Here is a 24,587-nt window from a genome sequence, read left to right as displayed (position 1 = left end):
CCCTCCCGATCAGGGACAGGGATTGCCGACCCGCTGATGAACCGCATCCACCGCCTTCTGCATCTCTTCGGTCCAGACAACATCCACCGAAGACAATGCCATTTCGAGTTGCGAAAGGGTTGTCGCGCCAATGATATTCGACGTGACGAAAGGCCGGCTCGAGACATAGGCGTTGGCGAACAGGGCCGGCTCCAGGCCAAAGGAGCGCGCCAGCTCATTGTATTCGAGCAGCACCGCGGCGGCATTCGGCGTCTCGTAGCGCTGGCCGCGATTGAACAGCTGCGAGCGTGAGCCCTGCGGTCGGGCGCCATGGTCGTATTTGCCAGTCAAATAGCCTTGCGCCAGCGGCGAATAGGCAAGCAATGAGATATCCTCACGCTCGCAGACCTCGGCGAGGTTCACCTCGAAGGTGCGGTTGACGAGATTGTAGGCGTTCTGGATCGAGTCCACGCGCGGGCCGATCCCCCTGTCGGCCTCTGACAGGTAACGCATGACGCCCCAGGAACTTTCGTTCGACAGGCCGAAATGGCGGATCTTTCCTGCCTTCACCAATTCATCGAAGACGCCAAGCGTCTCGGCGATCGGCGTTTCGTTGGCCGGTGCGCCGTCGGCATCGGCGCGCCGCGCCACCGCCCCGACACGCGTCGGGTTGGCGCCCCAGGGGATGTCTCGTTCCGGCCAGTGGATCTGGTAGAGATCGAGATAGTCGGTGCCGAGCTTGGCCAGCGACTTGTCGATGGCGTCAAGAATATCGGCGCGCACCAGTTGCGACGGCCTGTCGCCGCGAAACCATTTATTGGCCGTGCGACCGACGACCTTGGAGGCCAGGATCACCTTGTCGCGGTTGCCCTTGGCCTTCATCCAGCTGCCGATGATCTTTTCCGTCCGCCCTTGCGTCTCCGCCTTGGGCGGGATCGGATAGAGCTCGGCGGTGTCGATGAAATTGACGCCGCGCGAAAAAGCCAAATCCATCTGGGCGTGGCCCTCGGCTTCGGTGTTCTGCTGGCCCCAGGTCATCGAACCAAGGCAGATCTGGGTAACAAGAAGATCGGTCCGACCGAGACGGCGTTTGTGCATGAAATTCTGCTCCGGAGGGAAAGCGTGCGCGGGAGGCTGCATCTATAGGGAAAGCGACGGCGCTCTCCAAGCCTCGCCAGGCCGACTTTTGCGTGAACCAGCGCTGGTTGACTAGCGGCGAGCGCCGGCCACGGCGCGGCGCTTGGCCTCGTCGATCAGCATGTTGGCCACCTGCATACGGATCATGGCGCGCTGGCGCAGATGCGGGGCCACGCGATCGGGATGGTTGCTGAAAGCAAAGCTGCGGCGCATGCGGCCGAAATCGGCAACGCCCTTGGGCTTGTCCAGCCCGAGTTCGGCCGCGATCGATTCAGGATCGATGGGCGGCAGTTTTTCCTCAGGCTTGGGTTCCTCGCCGCCCAGGGCCAGTTTGGCGTGGTCGAGCAAGGCGGCGAATTCGCTCGCCAGATCAGCGCCGGCCTCGCGATATTCGGCGGCGGATACTTTTATGCGGCCGGAATGGAGTTCATCGGCAACCGAGAGATAGTCGAATGGAATGGAAGGACGCGCACCAGCCTCATCGCCCTCGATGCCGTCGCCCTTGTCGGAGGCAACGAAGAGGTCGTCGAGCAGCGAAGCGAAATCGCGCCTGGCGCTGGTAGCGATGTCAGCCTCCCCTTGCCCGACTGTCAGGTTCAAGGAACATAGAACCGGCTCGTTAAAAATACATGCCACCGATCTTAATGAATTTAGCCATTCGAAGGATCGCACAAGGCGCTCAAACAAAAAGCCGGACTGCACTTTCATGCAGTCCGGGAATTCGCCAGGAGTGGCGAGGAAAAACTGGCCATGAGCCAGCGTCGAAGCCTACGGTTCATGCAGCCCCAAAGTTTCACTGGGCTGCAAAAAGTTTGATGAAAATCATCCGGACATAGCAGGCATGCAAATGCTGCACTGCACAATCGTCACGATTCACCTATATTGGCAGCCGTGGAGGACCAACCAGGAGCCTGAATCATGGGTTTCTTCACGGAAATGTTCGCCCGGCCGCGTCCACAGGAACATCTGAGATATCGCGCGGCGCTCGCGCTGCTTCATTCGATGAGCAATGCCGACCGCGCCGACATCGGCATAAAACCCGCCGATTTTCCGCGCATCGCCCGCGAGATGTCCATTCGCTAAGCAGCCTGCGAGATGCCCCGGATCGACCCGGGACATCTCGCAATTTTCATCCGCTCAACGCGATCCCAGGAATGTCGCCTTGCCCAGCGGCACGCCATTGTGGCGAAGGATGTCGTAAGCGGTGGTGAGGTGGAAGTAGAAGTTGGGCATGGCCACATGCAGCAGATACTGCATGCCGCCCAATGTCGTTTCTCGCCCGCCAAGCTTCAACTCGATCACCTTGTCGTCGGAACCGTCGATATCAGCGGCCGAGAACGTTGCCAGAAGCGCTAGCGTCTTGGCTATCCGCGCCTCGAGATCGGCAAAGCTTGCCTCATTGTCCTCGTATTTCGGCACCTCGCGGCCGGCAAGGCGCGACGGCGCCCCCTTGGCATGGTCGGTGGCAATCTGCACCTGCCGGGTCAGCGCGAACATGTCCGGCGCAAGCCGCGCCGTCAAAAACACCTGCGGGTCGATCTTGCGGTCAAGCGCGTTTTGTTCGGCAGCCGCCAGCACACTGGAAAGTGCTTTCAGCCTGGCTGAAAACACGGGCACGGATGCCTCATACATCGATATCGTCACGTCAACTCTCCTGTCCGGTCCGAGTGCCGGCGAAGGGACGTAGCGCCTGTGCGGACGATTCTTCAAGCGCCGCGGGCACCGCGTCACCACGCCGCCGCAATCACCGTGGTAGAATCTCCGTTATCGAGCGGAGATTCCCGATGAGACGCGTCCTTCTCGCAGCGACTTCCCTTCTCTCCCTTGCCATATCCGGCCAAACGGCGTTGGCCGCCGATGACGCCGTGCCCGAAGCGCCCTATGTCGACGACCGCTCGAGCGCCGAGGCGGTGATCCGCTCCCTCTACAGCGCCATCAGCCGGCACGAATTCGCCCGCGCCTGGGGTTACTACGGCGATACCAAGCCAGCCAAGGATTTCGACAGCTTCGTCAAAGGCTATGACGGCACCAACAAGGTGGAAGTCGCGACCGGTGCCATTTCGGACGAAGGTGCTGCAGGCAGCATCTTCTACAACGTCCCTGTCGCCATTCGTGCCACGGACAAGAGCGGCGGCGAGAAGGTCTTTGCCGGCTGCTACACGCTGCGCCAGGTGAATGCCCAGATCCAGGCGGCGCCGCCCTTTGATCCGATCCACATCGAAAAAGGCGCGTTGAAACCTTCGACCGCCGATTTCGAGAAAGCTGTGCCGCCAAGCTGCGGCGACGGTCCGCAGCCGCCCAAGAAGGACACGGCGCTGGAGCAGGCCAAGAAGGCTTTCCTGGCGACCTACGGCGACCAGTGCGACAAGGAGCTTCTGGCCAATGAGCCGGAGACTTTTTCGATCAAATACAAGGACAAGGATGCGCAGCCCGCCGACCCCGACAAGGAAACACGCCTCTTCCATTTCTCCTGCTCGGCCGCAGCCTACAATGAAAACTCCGTCTACTACATGAGCGACGATGTATCAGGGGTCCGGCAGTTGCAGTTCACCGAGCCCGAGATGGACATTCGCTACGTGAACAATGACAGCGAAGGCAAGGTCGAATCCATGCACATCGTCGGCTTCCTGACGACAGGGTGGGCGACCAATTCCGATTATGACAAGAATGCCCACACGATCACGACGTTCAACAAATGGCGCGGCGTCGGTGATGCCTCTTCATCGGGCACTTATCTGTTCCGCAATGGCGATTTCTCGCTGGTCCAGTATGATGTCGACGCGTCCTATGACGGCGAGGAAAACCCGCAGACGGTTGTCGACTACAACACCGCGCCTTGAGCACCGGACGGCTTCAGGCCAGTCGATCAAGGCGCCTTCGACAGCATCCAATTGAGCGTTTCGCGCCAGTCGGCCATGCGGATTGGCGTGCCGTGGGTGCCGGTCTCGAAACGGACGAAGCGGGTTGGGTAGGTCTTCGATTTGGCCAGGATGGAGCGGAAGAACGCTTCCTGGTTCGCCACGGGAAAGACCACGTCATGGCTGCCTTGACCGAAGAAGACCGGCACGCGGCGTTTGAAGGCGGGGCTGGCAAAAAAGCTCTCGTCCCATAGCGATCCGAGCAGCAGCAAGCCATTTATGCGGCCGCCCGTGTCCTTGCGTCCGGCAAGCTTCCAGCACAGTGCACCACCCATTGAGCCGCAGGCGACGAAGATCTTCGCGCCAGGCGACTGTTCGGCATAGTGATCGATCAGAGCCGCGACCTGTGCGGCGCCCTTGTCGCCGAAATCGGGAAAATCCGGCGAGAGATAAAGACCGCCATTGCCGGCCATCAGGTTCTTGATGCGGTTGAAATTGCCGCCGAAGGTGAAGTCGTCGACCCCCTGCTTGCGGCTGCCGCCCTGCCCGTGGAGGTAGAGCACGATGATCGCAGCGCCTTGCGTCTTGCCAACGGCGACATGCCTGACATCGCCGGCATCGGTCTTCAACATCAGATCTTGCTGCACCTTGCGTACGCCGGCGTCGGTGTACTGCGGGTGCACGCGCTTTTCCGGCACCTCGTCACGCTGGTTGATGTCGCGCATCTCGCGATAGTCGATGACCGTATAGGCGCCGCCGTCGCCGGTGGATAATGTCGCCGGATAGGCGAAAAGATCATCCTTGAACGGTTTCAGTTCGAGAGCATGGGCGTAACCGACAGCGCAAAGAACAAACGCTGCGACCAGAAAGCCGTGGAATGGAGACAGGGTACGAAAAGCCATAACGCAGGCATGCGTAATGGAACTCGGGTTTGTCAATCCTGCAGCACGCCGCCGGCGCCTTCGAGCGCTTCGCGGGTGTCGACATCGACAGACGCGCCCTCGCCGATCTCGACATCGATGACATCGAGCCCTTCGGCCTCGACCAGATGGCGAGCGCCGGTGTCGCCTTCGAGGTGGGCGATGGCCGGGAACAGCGAGCGCGGCAAAAGCACCGGATTGCCGCGCTTGCCCGCGTGCGAGGCGCGGACCACGGAATTGCCTCCGGCTCTACGGAAGGCATCGATCAACCGGTCGAGATCGTCCGATTCAACGCCAGGCATGTCGCCGAGAACGATCATCGCGGCGGCTGTGTCTTCGGGCAGATAGGCAATGCCGGCTTTCAGCGAGGTGGACAGGCCATCGGCGAAATCGGGATTGTCGGCGAAGGTGACGTCGAGGCCCGACAAGGCCGCGCGCACCCGTTCGCGCTGATGGCCGGTGACGACGATCGTGCCCGATACCTTCGAGTCAAGCGCGCGCTCGGCGGTGCGGCGCACCAGCGGCTTGCCATCGAACAGCGCCATCAGCTTGTTCGGTCCACCCATGCGGCTCGACCGGCCAGCGGCAAGAAGCACGGCGGCAACCTTGAGATGGGTCTTGGCCGGCAGGGGTTCGCGCGGCTGCGGCCGCGTCGGGATTTCCATCAACAGCCCGCCGACCCCCATGCCGGCGATGTCCTTCGCGGTGACGTCGAGGCCGGCAACCAGACGGTCAAGCACCCAGTCGAAGCCGTTTTCCTTGGGGCTGCGGGCGCAGCCGGGCGCGCCGATGACGCGCTTGCCGGCAAGGGTTCCCAGCACCAGAAGATTGCCGGGGTCGACAGGCATGCCGGCGCGGATGACAGTTCCACCGGCCATCTCGATCGCCGCCGGAACGACATCGGCGAAATCGCTCATGGCAGAAGCGCCGAAGATCACCACCATGTCGTTCTCGCGCGCCAGCAAGCGCGCGGCCTCCGCCACCGGCGCGATCTCATGCGGCGTGCGGCGCTCCGCCGTCAGCCTGCCGCCCGAACGCGCCAGCCGTGCCTCGGTGACGCGCAGCGTCTTGTCGAGCACGCTGGGCTTGATGCCCGGCAGGACCGTCTGGATGACCCCGACGCGCACCGGCCGATAGGTATTGACGGCAAAGATCTCGCCGCTGGCGCAGATTTTAGCGACCGCATCGACCAGCGCGGAGCTGACTGCGAATGGGATGATCTTCACCGTTGCGACCATCTGCCCTTTTTCGACCGGCGCATGCCGCGCCAGCGTCGCAAGGGTGATGGCGGGATCGACGGCGTTGATGGCGTCGATCATCTCGGCATCGACCGTGAAGATGCCCGATGCCCTGGCGTGGAGATTGACCCGGCCGGTAGCGGCCGGCCTGACATCGATGCCGCTGAAAGTCATGCTCTCGGCAATTTTCTGCGCCGCGGCGTCCTCCCCGAGATCATCGGAGGAAAGCACGGCAGCGACGACCTGCGAGATACCTGCCCGCTTAAGCAGGGATACGTCTTCGGCACTCAACCTGTGCGCCTTGCGAAACCGCTTTTCGCCAGCGGTGGTGGCGTGCGCCAAGACCGCGCCTTCGGCCTCTTCAATGGCAACCGGACCGAATTTCACGCTACGGCGCCCGCAGGGCGCCGCGCGTCCGCTTGGACGCCCAAAGGACGCTCTGCCGCTTTGAACCTACGCATCGTGCTTCTCCAAAATCGATGCCGATCCTTGGGCCGATGCTGAGGCATCGAGGCCGCGCGAGCGGAAGGCGTAGATGGTCTGCGCCAGCACCGCGACAGCAATCTCGGCGGGGCTGGCGGCACCGATGTCGAGCCCTATCGGCGCATGAATGCGGGCGATCTGGTCGGCGCTCGCGCCCAGCGCCAGCAGGCGTTCGACGCGCTTTGCGTGCGTCTTGCGGCTGCCAAGCGCACCAACATAGAAGCAGTTGGCGTCGAGCGCCGCCTTCAACGCGAAGTCGTCGATCTTCGGGTCATGAGTGACGGCGGCAAGCGCCGTGTAACTGTCGAGTGGCTGGCGCTTCAGCACATCCTCCGGCCACTCGGCATGCAAGGCGATGTCGGGAAAGCGGTCCGATGTGGCGAAGGCCGTGCGCGGATCGATGATCTCCAGGGGATAGCCGGCGATCCTGGCCATCGGCGCCAGCGCCTGGCTGATATGGACGGCACCGATCACCACCAGGCGTGGTTGGGGCAGATGCGCATTGAGAAAGAAGGTTCGTCCTTCCGCCTCCACGGAACCGGAATTGCCCGATCGAAATGCCCTGGCGATCGCGGCTCCAAGATCGCCCGCGACGTGGTCGCCCTCGCGCACGATGCGGTCGCGGCCATCGCCGAGATCGGTGACGAGGATCGCCGCGCGGCGGGCGCGGCGATCCTCGTTGAGCGTTTTCAGCGCGTAGGGATCCATTGGATCAGCCAAGCCTTTCCACATAAACCTTGATACGGCCACCGCAGGACAGGCCGACCTGCCAGGCGGTCTCGTCGGCGACGCCGAACTCCAGCATCCTGGCCTTGCCGGAGCCGATGACGTCGATCGCTTCGGTCACCACGGCGCCCTCGACGCAGCCGCCGGAGACAGAACCGTGGAAATTGCCGTCAGCATCGATGACAAGGTGGCTGCCGACCGGGCGTGGCGCCGAACCCCAGGTCTCGACCACCGTCGCGATAGCGACATCCTTGCCGTCCTTCATCCAACCTTCCGCGATGATCAGTGGATCGCGAGCCTCATCGAGATAAAGACTGTCACTCATCGTTGCTTCTCTCAGGGTCTGTTTTTCAAAGGGCCGAGAAACATATGGCTATGCGGCGTGCCTCTCGCCACCGTCAATCCATCGCCGCGGATCGACGGCTTGCGCCGACTTCTTGTCGAGTGACGCGCAGAGGTCGGCGAGCGCATCGAGATTGTGCACCGAGCGGAATTCGTCGACATGCGGCAGCATCGCCTTGACGCCGCGGGCGCGCGCCTGAAAACCATCAAAGCGCAGCAACGGATTCAACCAGATCAGCCGCCGGCAGGATTTGTGCAGCCGCTCCATCTCCTCCGAGAGGCCGGCGACATCGTCACGCTCCAGCCCGTCGGTTATCAGAAGCACCACCGCACCCTGTCCCAGCACGCGCCGCGACCATATCAGGTTGAACTCGGCCAGCGTGTCACCGATGCGTGTGCCGCCGGACCAATCCTTGACCGCCATCGAACAGTCGGCAAGTGCGGCATCGGGATCGCGATGGCGCATCTGCCGGCTCAGGTTTGTCAGCCGCGTACCGAAGACGAAGGTGTGCACGCGGCGGCGCTTTTCCGTCAGCGCGTGCAGGAAATGCAGGAAGATGCGCGTGTACTGGCTCATCGAGCCGGAAATGTCGGCCAGCACAACCAGCGGCGGATGAACTTCGCGTGCTGAACGGAATTTCGGCAGGATCAATTCGCCGCCGGTGCGCGCGGCTGAGCGCATCATGGCGCGCGGATCAATGCGGCGGCCATGCGCGTCGGCCTTGAAGCGCCTTGTCCGCACCATGTCGACGGGCAGCCGCAACTCGGCGATCGCCTTCCTGGCATCAGCCATCTCGGCTGCGTTCATCTGGGCGAAATCCTTGCCCCGCAGCACCTCGCTGCCGGAAAAGGTAAAGCGGGCATCGACCTCGATCTCTGGGACTTCCCGCGGTGGCTGGTTCTTCTGGTGGCCTTCGAACATCGCCTGACTGACACGGTTTTCGGCCGCGCGTGGCTTCTGCTTCTCGCTGACGTCAGGCGCCACAGGGGAAAACATCGCCAGCAATTTCTCGATCAGTTCGCGCGATTTCCAGAACAGCCGGAAGGCCTCGTCGAAGGTCGGGTGATCCTCATGTCTGGACACCAGCACGGCATGCAGGGTCCAATAGAAATCGTCGCGCGAGCCGATGCCGGCGGCCAGAACCGCCTCGATGGCATCCTTGACCGAGGCCGGCCCGACCCGCATGCCGGCCTTGCGCAAGGTGCGGGCGAAATAGACGATGTTGTCGGCGATGCGCCCATCCGCCGTCGCCTCCGTGGGGTCGGCCTCTTTGAGGTAGGCACCCGGCGCCGTCATCGCGCTACTCCGCCGCCGCGAGCTCGGCCTTGACCTCGTCGAGGATGCGCCGGCCCTCGCCCGAACCGATGCGGGCAATGTCGTCCTGGTATTTCAACAGCACGCCGATCGTGTCGGATACGGTCTCTGGATCGAGCGCCACCTTGTCGAGTTCGGTCAGCGCGCCGGCCCAGTCTATGGTTTCCGCGACGCCCGGCACCTTGAACAGCTCGATCTGGCGCAGCTTCTGGATGAAGGAGACCACCTCCGCCGAAAGCCGCTGGTTGGCCCGAGGCACTTTGCGGCGCACGATCTCCAGTTCGCGCTCGGCATTGGGATAATCGACCCAATGATAGAGGCAGCGCCGCTTCAAAGCGTCGTGGATCTCGCGGGTGCGGTTGGTGGTAATGATGACGATCGGCGGCTCTTCCGCCTTGATGGTGCCGAGTTCGGGCACGGTCACCTGGTAGTCGGAGAGGATTTCGAGCAGGAAAGCCTCGAAGGCTTCGTCGGTGCGGTCGAGCTCGTCGATCAGAAAGACAGGCGCGGCACCTGCCTTGCCGGTCAGCGCATCGAGCACCGGGCGGCGAATAAGGTATTTTTCGGAGAAAACGTTGCGCTCCATGGCGGAGCGGTCGACCTTGCCGGCCGCCTCCTCCATGCGGATCTCGATCATCTGTGCGGCGTAGTTCCACTCGTAGACGGCGGAGGAGACATCGAGCCCTTCATAGCACTGCAGCCGGATCAGCCGGCGGCCAAGCGCCTGCGCCAACACCTTGGCGATTTCGGTCTTGCCGACGCCGGCCTCGCCCTCCAGGAACAAGGGCCGGTTCATACGCAGCGACAGGAACAGCACGGTCGCCAGCGACCGGTCCGCCACATAGTCCGCTCCGGTCAGGAGATCGAGCGTCTCGTCGATCGTCCGCGGCACGGGGCGCGGTTTCAACTCGGTCATTCTTTCTCCGTGAACGCCGCCGCTCCGCTGTCCAGGATGTGATAGCCGCGGGCGTGGTAGATCAGCGGCCGCAAATTATCGCCCATGCGAAGGCCTGTCACCTTGCCAAAAAGCACACGATGGGTGGCCAGATCCTTGGTGTCGATCAATTCGCAGTCGAAGACCGCGAGCGCGCCCTTGAGCGTAGGCGCGCCGGTGGAAATCACATCCCATTCGCCGAGCGCGAAACGCTCCTCGACCGGCAGGCCGGTAACGCCGGAAAAGCCGATCGACAGCGGCTCCTGATGCGAAGCCAGCGTGTTCAAGGCAAACTTGCCGTTTTTCACGAACAGCTCATTCTTGGCATTTTCACGGTTGAGGCAGACCAGGATTGTCGGAGGGGTGTCAGACACGGAACAGGCGGCGATCACGGTGGTGCCGCGCTTGCCGGCAGGGCCGTCCGTCGTGACCACATGGACGTGACCGGCAAAATGGCTCATCGCGTCGCGATAGGCCTGCGGTCCAATGTCATTCTTCTTCAGCACAAGAACTTTTCCACAGCCAGACCCCCTACCGCTATATATGGCCAGACATGACATGCCACAAGCGAAGTGCTTGGCCCATATCCCTGAATTCGCGTGTTGCACCAAGGCCGGGCAGCCTTTAGGTCTTGGCGGTAATTGGCGCCCGCGCTGTCATCGCGGGTCTGGAGGAACTCTTCGGCAGGATGCGACCCGGGGCAACGATATCGGCCGCACTGGCCTGGCTGTTCCTGGCCGGCGGCGCCGGCGCACAGACGCTGACGATCGGCGTCGCCACTCCCTTGTCGGGCCCATCGGCCATCCTCGGCAAACAGATCCAGGCCGGTGCCGGACTGGCGGCGCAGGCAAACGGCATTGAACTCAGGACCGAGGACGATGCCTGCACCGCCGATGGCGGTGCAGCCGCGGCCAGGGTTTTTGCCGCGGCCAAGGTCAGTGTCGTGGTCGGCTTCCTTTGCACCGAAGCCATCGAGGCGGCGATGCCGATCCTCAAGGACGCTAACATTCCGGTCATCACCGTCGGCGTGCGAACCGAGAGCCTGACCGACCGCCGCGCCAAGACCGGCTGGCCGGTCTATCGCCTCGGACCGCGCGGCGACGACGAGCGCAACGCCGTCGCCTCCACCCTCACCCGCCTATGGCAGAACGAGCTGTTCGCCATCATCGACGACGGCACCATCTACGGGCGCGAGATGGCGGAGACATTTCGCGCGGCCGCCGAGCAAGCGGCGCTGAAACCGGTGTTCGTCGACACGTTCCGGCCGCAGCTCGACAACCAGATTGGGATGATCGGGCGATTGAAGAAGGCCGGCGCCACGCATGTCTTTGCCGGCGGCGACGGCGACGACATCGCCATTATGGGCCGCGACGCAGCGCAGCTGCAAGCCGGCATCGTCTTTGCCGGCGGCGAAAACCTACGCACGCCGCCCGCAGACGTGCCCTATGCGACCGGCACGCTGATGATCGCGCCGCCGGAATGGGCCGATGTCGCCGACGCAAAGGTGCTGGAAAGCTTCTCCGCGCGGAAAATCGTGCCGGACGGCTACACGCTGCCGGCCTATGCAGCGGTGGAGATCGCCAAGGCCGCATCGTCCCTGTCCGGAAGCTCGGGCGGGGCCCTCGCCGACGCGCTGACCGGTCGCGATTTCACCACGGCGATCGGGCCAGTCCGCTTCGACGCCAAGGGCGACCTCAGCCAGAGCCTCTACCGCGTCTTCCGCTTCGACGGCACGCGCTTCGTGCCCTTGGAAGGCAACTGATGTTCCGCACCGGCCCGCGCAATCTTATCACCGACGTTGCCGGCCTGCGCGTCGGCAACGCTTCCGACGCCAGGTTGAAGTCCGGCGTGACGACTGTGCTTTGCGACGAACCGGCGGTGGCGGGTGTCCAGATCCTGGGCGGCGCGCCGGGCACGCGCGAGACGGACCTGCTCGAACCGCACAATTCGGTGGAGGCGGTCCATGCCGTGGTGCTGTCGGGAGGTTCGGCTTTCGGCCTTGATGCGGCGTCCGGTGTGCAGGCGGCGCTGCGCGAGCGCGGCATCGGCTTCGAGGTCGGCGGCTTTCGCGTGCCGATCGTGCCGGCGGCGATCCTGTTCGACCTGCGCAATGGCGGCGACAAGGACTGGGGTCGCTACCCCCCTTACCGCGACCTCGGCTATGAGGCAGCGCAATCCGCCGCCACCGATTTCCAGCTCGGCACGGCGGGCGCCGGCACCGGTGCGCTGACCGCGGGGCTGAAGGGCGGCCTGGGTTCGGCCTCGACGCGGCTGGATAGCGGCGTCACCATCGGGGCTCTGGCCGCCGTCAATCCGACCGGATCGGTGACCGTCGGCCGCACCCGCCATTTCTGGGCAGCACCCTTCGAAATTCTCGATGAATTCGGCGGGCTCGGTTATCCCTCGCCGATGCCCGACGATGCGAAGCGGATTTTGCTGAAATACCGCGACAAGCGGGCAAGCATGCAGATGGAAACCGGCGGCAACACCACCATTGCCGTCATCGCCACGGACGCGGTCCTCACCAAGGCCGCGGCGAAGCGCCTGGCCATGTCGGCGCATGACGGCTTCGTGCGCGCCATCTGGCCGACACATACGCCGGCCGATGGCGATCTCGTGTTTGCACTGGCGACGGGAACGAGCGGCATCCGGCTCGAAGCCGATACGGCAATCGACCTCTATGCCGCGGCCGGCGCCACCATGGCACGCGCCATCAGCCGCGGCGTGTTTGCCGCGACGCCAGCCGACAACGATCTGTTCCCGGTATGGTCGCGCCGGAGCTGACGGCGTCGATCAAGTCGGATCGGACTTTTCTTCCTCGAACGTCACCGCGACATCGGAATTCGCCGACAGCCAGACCTTCTTGCCGTCGACCTCGGCAACCAGGGCCAGGGGAATGTAGTGATGATGGCCCTTGTGAGCACCCTCGCCGCTGTCGGCCTTGGTCAGTTTGATACGCTGGCCGTCAACCTTGTCGACGGTGCCGACATGCACGCCATCGGCGCCGACGACTTCCATATGCTCACGGATCTTGCTTGTGTCGGTCATGGTGGTTCTCCATTGGGACTGCCGACAATAACAAATGACAAGCCGTTTGGATGCATTGGCTTTCACCCCGCACGACGTTTTGATTCGGTCGTGCTAGGGATTGAACGATCGCGGCCGTCGGAGTGAAACCATGCGACTGCTTTTCCTGTTTGCCGTTTCCCTGGCCGTGCAGTTTGCGGCGTCGATCGTCGCCCAGGCCGGCGATGTCGCCGAGCTTGAAATCCTTGGCTTCACCAAGGACGGCGGCGTGTTCGCCTTCGAGGAATATGGCGTCCAGGACGGGTCGGGCTTTCCCTATGCCAACCGCTATTACATCGACACGAGCAATGACAGCTTTCTCAAGGGCACCCCAATCAGGGTCCGGCTTGACGACGAGAATGCCACGCTCGACACCGCCCGCCTCCAGGTCCGGCAAAAGGGCGAGGCCATTGTCAGTCAGACCGAGCTGAGCGCCAATCGCGGCATCACCGCCGGCTTCAACCAGGTGACCGAGCTTTCGGCGGATCCACACCGCATGGTGGTCAATCCGCGGCCGATCTTCTCTCCGGTCGACCAGCCGCTCGAGTTCCGGCTGGACGAGATCGGCATGAACAATACCGAAGGCTGCCAGAGCCAGGGCGAGATCAATGGGTTCAGGCTGCTGCGCATCGAAGCGCAGGACGGCGGTACCACCAAATTGCTGCATGAAGACAAGTCGATCCCCAAGAGTCGGGGATGTCCGAACGGCTACCGCATCGGCGCGGTGCAGACATTCTCGATGGACAGCCTCAGCGCCTATGCGGTGCTGATCGCGGTGCGCCAATACGGCTTCGAGGGGCCGGACTATCGCTGGATCGCGGTGACCGGCCGCCTGTGACACCGCCTGTTCAACTCGCCACGTCCAACCGTGCCCTCGCCCGCTTTCGCCACGCGACACCAACGCCGCGCACGGCCCTTCTCGGTGCCCTCCTGTGGGCTGCCACAATGGGCGCCAGCGCGCTCGTCAATCTGTCGTTGCTGGATAGTTGGGTGACGCCGGACAAAATCCGCAAAGTGTCGCTGCTGTTCGCGGGCGGCGGCGCCCTGGCCTTTCCGGTTGGCCTGTTCGCGGCACGGCTGGTCTCGCTCGGAAGGGGCTGGGAGGTCGCCTTCGCGGCAGCAATGGTGTGCCTTGCGGTCGTGACGATCGGGCTGACCGCCGGGCTCTATGCCTTGCAGTACCGGTCCTACTATGCCGAATGGCATGCGCCCGTCTTCACTCTCACCTGGGGGCTTCAGTTCGCCTTCACAATGGCGGTGGCGCTCTACCAGTTCGTTGTGCTGGGCATCCGGCTCTATTTTCCGCTTGGGTTCATCGCCTTGTTTGCCGCCAGCCTCTGGTTTGCGCGGCAGCGGCGTTGAGCATTTCGTCCGCCTCTGTTAGGACGCGGGCTAACCCGGAGCGGTTCAGCGTTTGGTAGAACCGCCGACCCGCTCTACTCCTTCTTTTTCGCAATTCCGGACGGAAAACCGCTGCGAACGTTTCCTGGATTGCTCTAGATACATCAGGACTGACCGATGATCCCTCGCTATTCCCGGCCGGAAATGGTCGCCATCTGGTCGCCCGAAACCCGGTTTCGCATCTGGTTCGAAATCGAGGCTCATGCTTGCGATGCGTTGGCCGAACTCGGCGTCATTCCCAAGGAAGCGGCAAAAACCATCTGGGAGAAGGGCAATGCCGCGAAATTCGACGTGGAGAAGATCGACGAGATCGAGCGCGTCACCAAGCATGACGTGATCGCCTTCCTGACCCATCTTGCCGAATTCGTTGGACCGGACGCGCGTTTCATCCACCAGGGCATGACGTCTTCGGATGTGCTGGACACCTGCTTTGCCGTCCAGCTTACCCGCGCCAGCGACATTCTGCTCGCTGACATTGACGGCCTGCTTGCGGCCCTCAAGCGCCGCGCCTTCGAGCACAAGGATACCGTCACCATCGGCCGCAGCCACGGCATCCATGCCGAGCCGACAACCTTCGGCATCAAGCTGGCGCAGGCCTATGCCGAATTCTCGCGCTGCCGCGAGCGGCTGGTGCATGCGCGGGAAGATATCGCTACCTGCGCCATTTCCGGGGCGGTCGGCACCTTCGCCAACATCGAACCCTATGTCGAGGAGCATGTTGCGGCGAAGCTCGGGCTGAAGCCGGAACCGGTGTCGACGCAAGTGATCCCGCGCGACCGCCATGCCATGTTCTTTGCCACGCTCGGTGTCATCGCCTCATCGATGGAGCGGCTGGCAACCGAGATCCGACATCTGCAGCGTACCGAGGTGCTGGAAGCGGAAGAGTATTTTTCGCCGGGCCAGAAAGGCTCGTCGGCGATGCCGCACAAGCGCAATCCGGTACTGACGGAAAACCTCACCGGCCTTGCCCGCATGGTGCGCTCCATGGCGCTGCCGGCGATGGAGGACGTGGCGCTCTGGCATGAGCGCGACATCTCGCACTCGTCGGTCGAGCGCATGATCGGGCCGGACGCCACCGTGACGCTGGATTTCGCGCTGTCACGCCTGACCGGTGTCATCGAAAAGCTGGTCGTCTATCCCGAGAACATGCTGAAGAACATGAACAAGTTCCGCGGCCTGGTGCATTCGCAGCGCGTGATGCTGGCGCTGACGCAGGCCGGCCTGTCGCGCGAGGATTCCTACCGGCTGGTGCAACGCAACGCCATGAAGGTGTGGGAACAAGGCGCTGATTTTCTTGAGGAACTTTTGGCCGACAGGGAAGTCACCGCCGCGCTTCCCGAGGCGGAAATCCGCGAGAAATTCGATCTTGGCTATCACACCAAGCATGTCGACACGATCTTCAGGCGGGTGTTCGGGGAAGCTTGAGGCGAGCTTTCCTTCTCCCCGTCACCATGCAGGGAGAAGGTGCCGGCAGGCGGATGAGGGGCGGCGCCTACTTTGGCGACCGTCGCACCTACTGCCCTTTGACAATATCAAACCTCGGCGCTGCCCCTCATTGCCCTGCCGGGCATTTCTCCCCGTATAGTGACGGGGAGAAAGACGCTTTACCGAAGTCAAATCAGGCCTTTCCAGGCACAGTCCTGATCACGGTGCCCCAGGGGTCCTCGCGGGTCGTTTCGCCGGTGACGTTGTCCGAACGCATCTCGACCCAGGCAAGGCCCGAGCGGGCCGGGTCGCGGCGGCCGGCGCCGGCGCTTTGCCAGGCATTGGCGCCGATGTGGTGGTGGTAATGGCCTGACGACAGGAACACCGCCTGACCGCCATATTTGGCCACCGTGTCGAAGCCGAACTCCTGGTTCCACCAGGCCTCGGCCTCTTCCGGCCTGCCGACGCGCAGGTGGACATGGCCGACAATGCTGTTCTGCGGCGCACCTTGCCAGCCCGCATCGCCCGCCGGCACTTCGCCAACGACCGCAGGAATATTCAACCGCTCCGTCGCCATGGCGATCTTGTCACCATTCCATTTCCAGTCCTGCGGACGGCGGTCGGCATAGATTTCGATGCCGTTGCCTTCGGGATCGGTCAGGTACAGCGCTTCGCTGACCAGATGGTCGGAGGCGCCCTCGATGGCGATCTTGTCTGATATGGCATGGTTGATCCAGCGGCCGAGATCGGCACGACTGGGCAGCAGGAAGGCCGTGTGGAACAGGCCGGCGCTGCGCGGATCGTCCGGCTTGGCGGAAGCATCCGGCTCCAGCACCAGCAACGGTCGGTTGGCGGCGCCGAGCGTGATCGCGCCATCGGCACGGCTCAATTCCTGAAGGCCGACGACCCGGCGGTAATAGGCAGCGAGGCTTTCGGCATCGCGCGCCTTCAGCCCGACGCGGGCAACGCTCACAGGCGTGGTGGCGGCAAATGGCAGTTCACTCATCATTGTCTCCGTTGCGGCAACGCTTGGTGAAACTCCCAAAGCCAGGAGCCCGGCGCCGCCGATCATTGTACGTCGTGTCAGTGCCAAAATCCCGGTCCTCCACGGCTGTTTTCTCTCAATCGACAGATCGTCGATCGCGATCGTTCACACAAGACAGCGAAAAGCGAACATGGTGTTCACCATTCCAGCTCAAGAGCTTGCCCGTCGATGGTTGCATGAGACAATCGCGCTCGCTATCTCAGCGCCATGAAAGTCAAAGACGCAGATATTCTGATCGTTCCGGGCTACACCAATTCCGGACCCGAGCATTGGCAGACCCGCTGGGAGTCGAAACTGTCGACGGCGCGCCGCGTCGAGCAGGCGGAGTGGTCGAAGCCGGTGCGCGAGGACTGGACGGCGAGCGTGGCCAAAGCGGTCAACGAGGCCGAGAGGCCTGTCGTCATCGTCGCGCATTCGCTGGGTGTGGCCGCGGCCGTGCAGGCCATACCGCAATTCGTGAAACCGGTCGCCGGGGCCTTCTTCGTGGCGCCGCCCGATGTCGCCAACCCCAAGCTCAAGCCGAAGCACCTGATGACCTTCGGTCCCTATCCGCGCGAGCCGCTGCCCTTCCCTTCGATCCTGATTGCCAGTCGCAACGATCCGTTCTGCGCCTTCGATGTCGCCGAGGACATTGCCGGCGCCTGGGGTTCGCTGTTCATCGATGCCGGCGAGACCGGCCATCTCAATGCGGATTCAGGCTTTGGCCCGTGGCCAGAGGGATCGATGACCTTCGCCAAGTTCCTGACCGACCTGAAGGCTTAGCGTCTCGGGCCGTGCGCCGTCAGGCGTCGATGGACGCCTTGATGTCTTTCAGCAGGGTCTTTGCCCCCAGCGAAATCAGCGCATGCTCGGACCCCGTGGCGAGCAGACGATAGCCCATCGCCACGACACGGCCGGCAATTGCCGGTTCGACGACATAGATGGCGGCATGTTTTCCGGCCTTGCGGGTGCGTTCGGCAACCGACGCCACCGTCTCCATCATGCTCTCCAGCGTGGAATTGACCGTGGCGCCGTTGGTCCAGGCGATCGAGAAATCCGATGGCCCGAGGAAAATGCCGTCGATGCCCGGCGTGTCGAGAATGCCGTCGAGCGCGTCAAGCGCGGCGCGCGTCTCAACCATCGCAAACGCCATCGTTCGCTGGTTGGTGTCGCGCAGCCATTCGGCATAATCGCCCTTGCCATGGCGTGGAAAGGCATAGGTCGGACCCCATGAGCGCTCGCCGAGCGGCGGATACTTCATCGCCGCGGCGAACAGCTTTGCATCGGCCACCGAATTCACCATCGGCGCGATGACCGCCTCGGCCCCGAAATCGAGCGCCCGGCTGGCCATGTCGAAACGGCCGACGGGAATACGCACCAGTCCGGGCTTGCCGGTGGCGAGCACCGGCGCCAGACCGCGCAGCACGCTGTCTTCATGATGGCCGCCATGCTGCATATCGAGCGTGACGGCGTCGAAGCCCTGTTTGGCGAGGATCTCGACGGTCAGGGCATCCGGCACACCCGACCAGGCGGTGATCAGCGTTTCATCGGCGGCAAGGCGTGACTTCAGCGACATCTAATCTCTTTCCTCGTTGACGTCGCATCGGACCGAAAACCGGTTCGATTTCGGAAGCACGGTGCGACAACGCCATTAGCGTGAGAGCGACGTGCGTCCAACAGGACGCACGTCGCTCTCACGCAGTTCAGCCGGAAACCAAGGCAAAGGCAAAGAAAAACCGCCCGGCTTGGCCGGGCGGTCGATTGGTCCAGTCATTCTTCTTTGTCGCAGGTTTGGTCGCAAAACCGTGGGACATTCTTGCGGAACCTGCTCCGGCCCGGATCAGGTGTTTTTGATCTGCTCGATCGCCTGCGCCATCAGTTCGTCCATGGTGCGGCGGATCTGATGGTCCGACTGATCGACGCCGGCGGCATCGAAATCCTTGCGGATCTTGCGGAACACGTCGTGGTCGCCGGCTTCCTCGATATCGGAAACAACCACTTCCTTGGCGTAGGCGTCGGCATCCGCACCCGACTTTCCGAGCTTTTCGGCGGCCCACAGGCCGAGCGCCTTGTTGCGGCGCGCCGAAGCCTTGAACCGAAGCTCCTCGTCGAATGCAAATTTGCGCTCGAAGCCCTCTTCGCGGTCTTTCATGCTGCTCATGGCGTCCCTCCGGTCAAATCCGATTCGTTGGCAAGGTGATATGTGTGTTGCCGAAGCACAAACCAAAAGGTCGCGAGCCGGTCAATACGCTTCGTCATATGCTGCGCTGCGGCATTTCAGTCCCGAAAGCGGTTGATTGGAAGGATTTGCCGATTGAGCAAACGATGTGATTGGGATAGACCCGGCATTGAACCCCGCCGTCGCCGCACTAATTTAGGCGGACGGACAGGAACCGGTCGCTTGCCGCCTGCCCGCAAATCCAGAGAAAAAATCAGATGAAAAATCGCCGCCGCATTTATGAAGGCAAGGCCAAGATCCTCTATGAGGGACCCGAACCCGGTACGCTGATCCAGTTCTTCAAGGACGATGCAACCGCGTTCAACAAGAAGAAGCACGAGGTCATCGATGGCAAGGGCGTGCTCAACAACCGGATTTCCGAGTACATTTTCAATCATTTGAACCGCATGGGCATTCCGACCCACTTCATCCGCCGGCTCAACATGCGCGAGCAGCTGATCAAGGAAGTCGAGATCATCCCGCTCGAAGTGGTGGTGCGTAACGTCGCCGCCGGCTCGCTGTCGAAGCGCCTCGGCATCGAGGAAGGCACCGTTCTGCCGCGCTCGATCATCGAGTTCTACTACAAGGCCGACGCGCTCGACGATCCGATGGTGTCGGAAGAGCACATTACGGCGTTCGGCTGGGCCTCCCCGCAGGAGATCGACGATGTCATGGCGCTCGCCATCCGCGTCAACGATTTCCTCTCCGGCCTGTTCATGGGCGTCGGCATCCAGCTCGTCGATTTCAAGATCGAGTGCGGCCGCCTGTTCGAGGGCGACATGATGCGCATCGTCGTCGCCGATGAGATTTCGCCGGATTCCTGCCGCCTGTGGGATGTGGCGACGCAGGACAAGCTCGACAAGGACCGTTTCCGCCGCGACATGGGCGGCCTTGTCGAAGCCTACCAGGAAGTCGCCCGCCGCCTCGGCATCATGAACGAGAACGAGCCGCCACGCCCGACCGGCCCAGTGCTCGTCGCCTCGACCGACGGCCTCAAGGGTAAGCCGCACTAACCGAGAATTCGAACAGGAACCTCCCCAGTATGATCAAGGCTCGCATTACCGTCACTCTCAAGAACGGCGTCCTCGACCCGCAAGGCAAGGCGATCGAACACGCGCTGTCGGGGCTTGGCTTTGATGGCGTCGGCGCGGTGCGGCAGGGCAAGGTGTTCGACGTCGAACTGGCGGAAAGCGACAAGGCCAAGGCCGAAGCCGACCTGAAAGCCATGTGCGACAAGCTGCTGGCGAACACGGTGATCGAGAATTACGCGGTGGAGATCGCCTAACGTGAAATCAGCCGTTGTCCTCCTGCCTGGCCTCAATCGCGACCGCGACATGATCGCGGCGCTGACCAAGATTTCCGGCAAGGCGCCAGCCACCGTCTGGCAGACTGACACTGAAATCCCCGATGTCGACCTGATCGCCATTCCCGGCGGCTTTTCCTTCGGCGACTATCTGCGCTGTGGCGCCATCGCCGCGCGCATGCCGGTCATGCGGGCTGTCGCTGAAAAGGCGGCCAAGGGCGTGATGGTCATCGGCGTCTGCAACGGGTTTCAGATCCTGGTCGAGGCCGGCCTGCTGCCGGGTGCCTTGATGCGCAACAGTTCGCTGAAATTCGTTTGCCGGCAGGTAAAACTGCAGATCACCAACGCCAACACCATGTTCACTCGCCGCTATCAGCCGGGCCAGATCATCCGCTCGCCGGTGGCGCACCATGACGGCAACTATTTTGCCGACACAGAGACGCTCGCCCGCGTCGAAGGCGAAGGCCAGGTGGTGTTCCGCTATGCGGAAGGCACAAACCCCAACGGTTCGATCAACGACATTGCCGGCATCATCAACGACCAAGGCAATGTGCTCGGCCTGATGCCACATCCCGAAAACCTGATCGAAGCCGCCCATGGCGGCAGCGACGGCCGTGCACTCTTCGAAGGTGCGCTCGGTATCGCCGCTTGACGAGTTCAGCCGCGAATGCGGTAAAAATGACAAGGACATCAAGTCCATTGCTCTGGGGAGAGAGACGGTCATGAAACTCTATTCGCGGCCGTTGTCGCCCTACTCGTCGATCGTGCGCGCGCTGGCCTATATCAAGGACGTACCGCTCAAGATCATCGCGCCGCCGCCGGGTTTTCCGATCCCCGAGGAGTTTCGCGCCATCTCGCCGATGAACCGGATTCCGGTGCTGATCACCGGCTCGGGCGAAACCATCGTCGAATCGGTGGTCATCGCCGAATATCTCGAGGAACGGTTTCCGGAACCGGCGCTGCTGCCACCCGATTCCAAGGACCGCGCGCTGGTGCGCATGTTCGCCCGCATCACCGATCTCGACGTGCTGACGCCGACGATGAAGCTTTTCGAACTGCATTCCGTGCCGAAGCGCAACAATGCCGAGATCGACGCCCAATTCGCACGCCTGCACGACGGGTTGGCGGCGATCGAGGCGCGCATGGCGCAGGGCCCCTTCGCCCTCGGCAACGACATCAGCTTCGCCGATGCCTGGCTGACGCCGACCCGGTTCATCTTCAACAATTTCCGCGCCATGACGGGCCGCCAAGACCTGCTCGACGCCTATCCCAAATTCGATGCCTATGAGCAGATCGCGTCGCAGCATCCAGCCTTGTCGCGCGTATGGGGCGAGATGACCGACGGCCTGAAAATCTTTCTGTCCGAACTCGAGATGGGTGCCGCTTGATCAAGAGCAAGACGATCGTTCTCGTCGCCGCCGCAGGCCTTGTTCTGACATCGTGCCAATCGACCCCGAAAAGCACGCCTGTGCCCTCGGGCAAGAGTGCGTCACTGTTGGCCATGGAGCAGGTCGCAATCGCCGCCCACAAATGCTGGATCGCCAGCAAGGACCCGGCCTTCAGGCAATATCAGATGGCCAATGAGCTGAATTCCTTCAGCGGCACGCCGCGTTTCCTCTTGGTGCCGGCCAAGCACTATGGCGGAAAGCCATTGCTGGTCGTGCAGGCGCAAGGCAATTCGAGCCGCGTCGACGTGTTCGGACCGTTGATGAACGACCCGCTCGGCGCACGCATCGGTTCGGATATTGCGCGCTGGCAAGCCGGTAATCCGGCCTGCGCAGCGACCGCCTGACGATGGGCCGCTTCCTGCAGGTAGCGGGTCTGGCCATCGGTCTGGCCGGCCTTGTCCTGCAATTCTGCCTCACGATTCCAGCGTCGATGGAAGCCGGCCGCAGCCTGCTCGGCTCGATCGTGTTCTATTTCAGTTTCTTCACCATCCTGACCAACATCGGCGCGGTGCTGGTCCATACCTCGCTGCTGTCATCCAGCGGCTACGCGTGGCTACCCGCCTTCGCCGGCCCCCGGATGCGCGCTGGGGTCGCCGTGTCGATCGCCCTGGTCCTCATCGTCTACGCCACCGTTCTGGCGCGTCTGTGGCAGCCGCAGGGCCTGTTCCTGCTCTGCGATGTGCTGCTGCATTACGTGACGCCGGTTGTGTTCGTGCTGTGGTGGCTGATATCAGGTGCCGACGGTAGAACGAGATGGAGCGACATTTCCTGGTGGGTGCTCTATCCCATCGCCTACCTGGCCTATGCGCTGGCGAGGGCGCCGTTCGCCGGCGAGGTGCCCTACCCCTTCCTTGATGTTGCCAAGAACGGCGCAACCAGTGTCGCCATTGCTGCGCTGGCCATCACCGCGCTATTTCTGGTGATATGCGTCGTTGCCGTTCTGGCCGATCGCGGCGTCGCGCGTCTCAGGACCAACAGCGTCCGGTAGGATCGGACCTATTCCCAGAAACGCCTGATACCTTCACGGTGGGCGTCGCAGCGCGAGATGCCGATATCCTTGAGCTGATCGTCGGTCATTTCCAGCAATGCCAGCCGGCTGCGCCGGCGTTCCAGCAAATGGTCTATCCATCGCGCCAGCGAACCGGCCACCCGCACCAGGCGGTTGACAAAGCCGCGACGACCCGACGGGCGGAGCGCCTGGCCTGCAAATGCTACTCTTGAAGGACGGATTGTCGCGATTGTATCCATTTTCTTTCTGCCAAAATTATTAATTGCACCCCCTTTTTGGTGCGCGATTGATATGTATTGACTCAGATTTCGGTGCAATATAGAAAATTGTCACCATGACAAATTGGCTTCCAGATCTCACCGCCAGCACCGGACCGCTCTATCAACGCCTTGCGGACTCCATCGAAGCGGGCATCGACCAGGGCGTGATCGGTGCCGGAACAAAACTGCCGCCACAGCGCGACCTCGCCTACGACATCGGCGCCACCGTCGGCACGGTCGGCAGGGCCTACCAATTGCTGCGCGAGCGCGGGCTGGTGAGCGGCGAAGTGGGCCGTGGAACCTATGTGCTTGGCCAGCACGCCGACGGCGCGAAGCCGGAAGCGCCCGACGTCAGCGTGGAAGGCACCCGCACCGTCGATGCGCCGCAGGACAAGCTGCGTTTCGACAGCACGGCGGCACCCGATGTCGGCCAGGGCACCATTGTTGCCGATGTGCTGTCGCGCACCGCGCAGGATCATCCTCACGAGATTTCAAGCTATACGCGCGATTTTCCAACCCGCTGGTACGAAGCCGGCGCCCGCTGGCTGTCGCGCAACTCCTTGCGCCCAGCGGTCGACAGCATCGTTCCGACGCTCGGCACCCATGCCGCGGTGATGGCGGCGATCGCCGCACTCACCACGCCCGGCGACTACGTCGCCTTCGAACACCTCACCTATTCTCAGATTTCCCGCAGTGCCGGGTTGATCGGCCGGCGCACCGCGCTGGTGGCGTCGGACGACGAAGGTCTCGATCCCGAGGATTTCGAGCGCGTCTGCGCGCAAAAACATCCCAGGATGATCTTCCTGATGCCGACGGCCAAGAATCCGACACTGGTGACGCTGTCGGCGGCGCGCCGGGAGGCAATTGCGGGGATAGCACGCGAATACAATGTCGTCCTGATCGAGGATGACCTCTACGGCAACCTCACCGATGACCCGACACCGCTGCTTGCCGAATTCGCGCCCGAACGCACCATCGTCGCCAGCGGCCTGTCGAAATCGGTGGCGGCCGGCGTGCGCGGCGGCTGGCTCTCCTGCCCGCCCGCCTATCGCCACCGTATCCGTGTCGCCCACAAGATGATGACCGGCGGCATGCCCTTCCTGTTGGCGGAGGTGAATGCCCGCCTGGTGCTCTCTGGTCAGGCCGGCGAAATCCGCAAGCGCAGCATCGCTGAAATCAGCGCCCGCATCGCGATCGTGCGCGAGACGCTGGCCGGCTTCGCGTTCAAGTCACACGACAAGGTGCCCTTTGTCTGGCTGACTTTGCCCGATCCGTGGCTTTCCGGCACATTCAAGAATGCCTGCCTCGAACACGGCGTGCTGATCGACGACGAAGACGAGTTCAAGGCTGGCCGCTCCGAACAGGTCTTTCACGGCGTCCGCTTCGGCGTTTCGCAGCCGAGGCAGCGCGGCGATGTCGCCAACGGCGTTTCGGTCCTGCGTCGGCTTCTCGATGAGGGCCGTGCCGGCTACGACAGCTTCTCCTGAGAGCGCTGGGCCCG

At 62.8% G+C, this 24,587-nt stretch carries 30 protein-coding genes; 15 read left to right on the top strand and 15 right to left on the bottom strand.

Features of this window, described 5'->3' with window-relative positions; translation table 11 throughout:
• Positions 1–9: 9 nt before the first annotated feature.
• Together AC07SZ_RS04560 and AC07SZ_RS04555 are read right to left on the bottom strand one after the other, a co-directional pair.
• On the bottom strand, positions 10–1,077 hold the full coding sequence (locus tag AC07SZ_RS04560; protein ID WP_494913427.1) for an aldo/keto reductase: 1,068 nt from the start codon (positions 1,075–1,077) through the stop codon (positions 10–12).
• Positions 1,078–1,188: 111 nt separating this feature from the next.
• Entirely contained in the window at positions 1,189–1,650 is a 462-nt protein-coding gene (locus AC07SZ_RS04555) for a hypothetical protein (RefSeq protein ID WP_081294796.1), read from the bottom strand.
• Positions 1,651–2,034: 384 nt separating this feature from the next.
• Between AC07SZ_RS04555 and AC07SZ_RS04550 the strand changes: the two genes are divergently transcribed.
• Complete coding sequence (locus tag AC07SZ_RS04550) at positions 2,035–2,199, top strand: hypothetical protein (RefSeq protein WP_081294723.1); 165 nt, start codon at positions 2,035–2,037, stop codon at positions 2,197–2,199.
• A gap of 54 nt (positions 2,200–2,253) precedes the next feature.
• Here AC07SZ_RS04550 and AC07SZ_RS04545 read toward each other — a convergent pair whose 3' ends face one another.
• Positions 2,254–2,760, bottom strand: a complete 507-nt coding sequence (locus AC07SZ_RS04545) for a DUF1993 domain-containing protein (protein WP_140767805.1) — start codon at positions 2,758–2,760, stop codon at positions 2,254–2,256.
• Between the two features lie 140 nt (positions 2,761–2,900).
• Between AC07SZ_RS04545 and AC07SZ_RS04540 the strand changes: the two genes are divergently transcribed.
• Positions 2,901–3,956: a DUF1176 domain-containing protein gene (locus AC07SZ_RS04540; RefSeq protein ID WP_056562159.1), complete on the top strand. Its 1,056-nt coding sequence runs from the start codon at positions 2,901–2,903 to the stop codon at positions 3,954–3,956.
• Between the two features lie 26 nt (positions 3,957–3,982).
• Here AC07SZ_RS04540 and AC07SZ_RS04535 read toward each other — a convergent pair whose 3' ends face one another.
• The 7 genes from AC07SZ_RS04535 to AC07SZ_RS04505 form a co-directional block, all read right to left on the bottom strand.
• Positions 3,983–4,876: an alpha/beta hydrolase family protein gene (locus AC07SZ_RS04535; RefSeq protein WP_494913425.1), complete on the bottom strand. Its 894-nt coding sequence runs from the start codon at positions 4,874–4,876 to the stop codon at positions 3,983–3,985.
• A 32-nt stretch (positions 4,877–4,908) separates the two neighbouring features.
• Positions 4,909–6,519, bottom strand: coding sequence for an NTP transferase domain-containing protein (locus AC07SZ_RS04530; RefSeq protein WP_494913424.1), 1,611 nt, complete (start codon positions 6,517–6,519; stop codon positions 4,909–4,911).
• A 66-nt stretch (positions 6,520–6,585) separates the two neighbouring features.
• Positions 6,586–7,323: an XdhC family protein gene (locus AC07SZ_RS04525; protein WP_494913638.1), complete on the bottom strand. Its 738-nt coding sequence runs from the start codon at positions 7,321–7,323 to the stop codon at positions 6,586–6,588.
• A 4-nt stretch (positions 7,324–7,327) separates the two neighbouring features.
• The gene (locus AC07SZ_RS04520; RefSeq protein WP_137930017.1) at positions 7,328–7,666 is read right to left on the bottom strand and encodes an XdhC family protein; all 339 of its coding nucleotides are present in this window, start codon (positions 7,664–7,666) and stop codon (positions 7,328–7,330) included.
• A gap of 48 nt (positions 7,667–7,714) precedes the next feature.
• A complete protein-coding gene (locus tag AC07SZ_RS04515; protein WP_494913423.1) occupies positions 7,715–8,980 on the bottom strand; it encodes a vWA domain-containing protein in 1,266 nt (421 codons plus the stop codon).
• Positions 8,981–8,984: 4 nt separating this feature from the next.
• Positions 8,985–9,914, bottom strand: coding sequence for an AAA family ATPase (locus AC07SZ_RS04510; protein ID WP_056562179.1), 930 nt, complete (start codon positions 9,912–9,914; stop codon positions 8,985–8,987).
• Positions 9,911–10,438 (bottom strand): flavin reductase, encoded by a 528-nt coding sequence (locus AC07SZ_RS04505; protein WP_494913421.1) that lies wholly within the window; start codon positions 10,436–10,438, stop codon positions 9,911–9,913. The genes AC07SZ_RS04510 and AC07SZ_RS04505 overlap by 4 nt, the downstream gene beginning before the upstream one ends.
• Before the next feature lie 182 nt (positions 10,439–10,620).
• On the opposite strand from AC07SZ_RS04505, the gene AC07SZ_RS04500 reads away from it, so the two are divergent.
• Both AC07SZ_RS04500 and AC07SZ_RS04495 read left to right on the top strand, forming a co-directional pair.
• Positions 10,621–11,694, top strand: a complete 1,074-nt coding sequence (locus AC07SZ_RS04500) for a branched-chain amino acid ABC transporter substrate-binding protein (RefSeq protein WP_494913419.1) — start codon at positions 10,621–10,623, stop codon at positions 11,692–11,694.
• Positions 11,694–12,716 carry a P1 family peptidase gene (locus AC07SZ_RS04495; RefSeq protein ID WP_494913417.1) on the top strand — a complete coding sequence of 341 codons (1,023 nt, stop codon included), beginning with the start codon at positions 11,694–11,696 and terminating at the stop codon, positions 12,714–12,716. Before AC07SZ_RS04500 ends, AC07SZ_RS04495 begins: the two co-directional genes overlap by 1 nt.
• 9 nt (positions 12,717–12,725) lie before the next feature.
• Here the strand turns inward: AC07SZ_RS04495 and AC07SZ_RS04490 are convergent, their stop codons facing one another.
• Positions 12,726–12,980, bottom strand: a complete 255-nt coding sequence (locus AC07SZ_RS04490) for a DUF2171 domain-containing protein (protein ID WP_027051645.1) — start codon at positions 12,978–12,980, stop codon at positions 12,726–12,728.
• Positions 12,981–13,110: 130 nt separating this feature from the next.
• Here AC07SZ_RS04490 and AC07SZ_RS04485 point away from each other — a divergent pair, with 130 nt between their 5' ends.
• The 3 genes from AC07SZ_RS04485 (at position 13,111) to purB (ending at position 15,824) form a co-directional block, all read left to right on the top strand.
• The gene (locus tag AC07SZ_RS04485) at positions 13,111–13,836 is read left to right on the top strand and encodes a DUF2259 domain-containing protein (RefSeq protein ID WP_494913415.1); all 726 of its coding nucleotides are present in this window, start codon (positions 13,111–13,113) and stop codon (positions 13,834–13,836) included.
• A complete protein-coding gene (locus AC07SZ_RS04480) occupies positions 13,833–14,360 on the top strand; it encodes a hypothetical protein (protein WP_065005068.1) in 528 nt (175 codons plus the stop codon). Before AC07SZ_RS04485 ends, AC07SZ_RS04480 begins: the two co-directional genes overlap by 4 nt.
• A 156-nt stretch (positions 14,361–14,516) precedes the next feature.
• Entirely contained in the window at positions 14,517–15,824 is a 1,308-nt protein-coding gene (gene purB, locus AC07SZ_RS04475; RefSeq protein WP_494913413.1) for an adenylosuccinate lyase, read from the top strand.
• Positions 15,825–16,017: 193 nt separating this feature from the next.
• Here purB and AC07SZ_RS04470 read toward each other — a convergent pair whose 3' ends face one another.
• Positions 16,018–16,830, bottom strand: coding sequence for a VOC family protein (locus AC07SZ_RS04470; RefSeq protein WP_494913411.1), 813 nt, complete (start codon positions 16,828–16,830; stop codon positions 16,018–16,020).
• A gap of 246 nt (positions 16,831–17,076) precedes the next feature.
• On the opposite strand from AC07SZ_RS04470, the gene AC07SZ_RS04465 reads away from it, so the two are divergent.
• The gene (locus AC07SZ_RS04465) at positions 17,077–17,631 is read left to right on the top strand and encodes an RBBP9/YdeN family alpha/beta hydrolase (RefSeq protein ID WP_056562199.1); all 555 of its coding nucleotides are present in this window, start codon (positions 17,077–17,079) and stop codon (positions 17,629–17,631) included.
• A 19-nt stretch (positions 17,632–17,650) separates the two neighbouring features.
• Here AC07SZ_RS04465 and AC07SZ_RS04460 read toward each other — a convergent pair whose 3' ends face one another.
• Both AC07SZ_RS04460 and AC07SZ_RS04455 read right to left on the bottom strand, forming a co-directional pair.
• On the bottom strand, positions 17,651–18,424 hold the full coding sequence (locus tag AC07SZ_RS04460; protein WP_056562202.1) for an HpcH/HpaI aldolase family protein: 774 nt from the start codon (positions 18,422–18,424) through the stop codon (positions 17,651–17,653).
• Positions 18,425–18,688: 264 nt separating this feature from the next.
• A complete protein-coding gene (locus AC07SZ_RS04455) occupies positions 18,689–19,009 on the bottom strand; it encodes a DUF1476 domain-containing protein (RefSeq protein WP_056562205.1) in 321 nt (106 codons plus the stop codon).
• Positions 19,010–19,284: 275 nt separating this feature from the next.
• On the opposite strand from AC07SZ_RS04455, the gene purC reads away from it, so the two are divergent.
• The 6 genes from purC to AC07SZ_RS04425 all read left to right on the top strand — a co-directional run bounded on the left by purC (position 19,285) and on the right by AC07SZ_RS04425 (position 22,805).
• Positions 19,285–20,079 carry a phosphoribosylaminoimidazolesuccinocarboxamide synthase gene (gene purC, locus AC07SZ_RS04450; RefSeq protein ID WP_013532127.1) on the top strand — a complete coding sequence of 265 codons (795 nt, stop codon included), beginning with the start codon at positions 19,285–19,287 and terminating at the stop codon, positions 20,077–20,079.
• A 29-nt stretch (positions 20,080–20,108) separates the two neighbouring features.
• A complete protein-coding gene (purS, locus tag AC07SZ_RS04445) occupies positions 20,109–20,351 on the top strand; it encodes a phosphoribosylformylglycinamidine synthase subunit PurS (RefSeq protein ID WP_027051636.1) in 243 nt (80 codons plus the stop codon).
• A 1-nt stretch (position 20,352) separates the two neighbouring features.
• A complete protein-coding gene (gene purQ / locus AC07SZ_RS04440) occupies positions 20,353–21,021 on the top strand; it encodes a phosphoribosylformylglycinamidine synthase subunit PurQ (RefSeq protein ID WP_172373974.1) in 669 nt (222 codons plus the stop codon).
• A gap of 70 nt (positions 21,022–21,091) precedes the next feature.
• Entirely contained in the window at positions 21,092–21,757 is a 666-nt protein-coding gene (locus tag AC07SZ_RS04435) for a glutathione S-transferase family protein (RefSeq protein WP_056565397.1), read from the top strand.
• A complete protein-coding gene (locus AC07SZ_RS04430; RefSeq protein ID WP_056562211.1) occupies positions 21,754–22,161 on the top strand; it encodes a hypothetical protein in 408 nt (135 codons plus the stop codon). The genes AC07SZ_RS04435 and AC07SZ_RS04430 overlap by 4 nt, the downstream gene beginning before the upstream one ends.
• Positions 22,162–22,163: 2 nt before the next feature.
• The gene (locus tag AC07SZ_RS04425; RefSeq protein ID WP_494913408.1) at positions 22,164–22,805 is read left to right on the top strand and encodes a Pr6Pr family membrane protein; all 642 of its coding nucleotides are present in this window, start codon (positions 22,164–22,166) and stop codon (positions 22,803–22,805) included.
• 8 nt (positions 22,806–22,813) lie between these two features.
• Here the strand turns inward: AC07SZ_RS04425 and AC07SZ_RS04420 are convergent, their stop codons facing one another.
• On the bottom strand, positions 22,814–23,065 hold the full coding sequence (locus tag AC07SZ_RS04420) for a DUF1127 domain-containing protein (RefSeq protein ID WP_056562216.1): 252 nt from the start codon (positions 23,063–23,065) through the stop codon (positions 22,814–22,816).
• A gap of 95 nt (positions 23,066–23,160) precedes the next feature.
• Between AC07SZ_RS04420 and AC07SZ_RS04415 the strand changes: the two genes are divergently transcribed.
• Positions 23,161–24,573 (top strand): aminotransferase-like domain-containing protein, encoded by a 1,413-nt coding sequence (locus AC07SZ_RS04415; protein WP_494913406.1) that lies wholly within the window; start codon positions 23,161–23,163, stop codon positions 24,571–24,573.
• Positions 24,574–24,587: the final 14 nt, after the last annotated feature.

The sequence above is a fragment of the Mesorhizobium sp. GW821-FHT07A06 genome, assembly GCF_059419085.1.
Note: the sequence above shows the minus strand (reverse complement) of the source record. Positions and strands in the feature narration are given on the sequence as shown.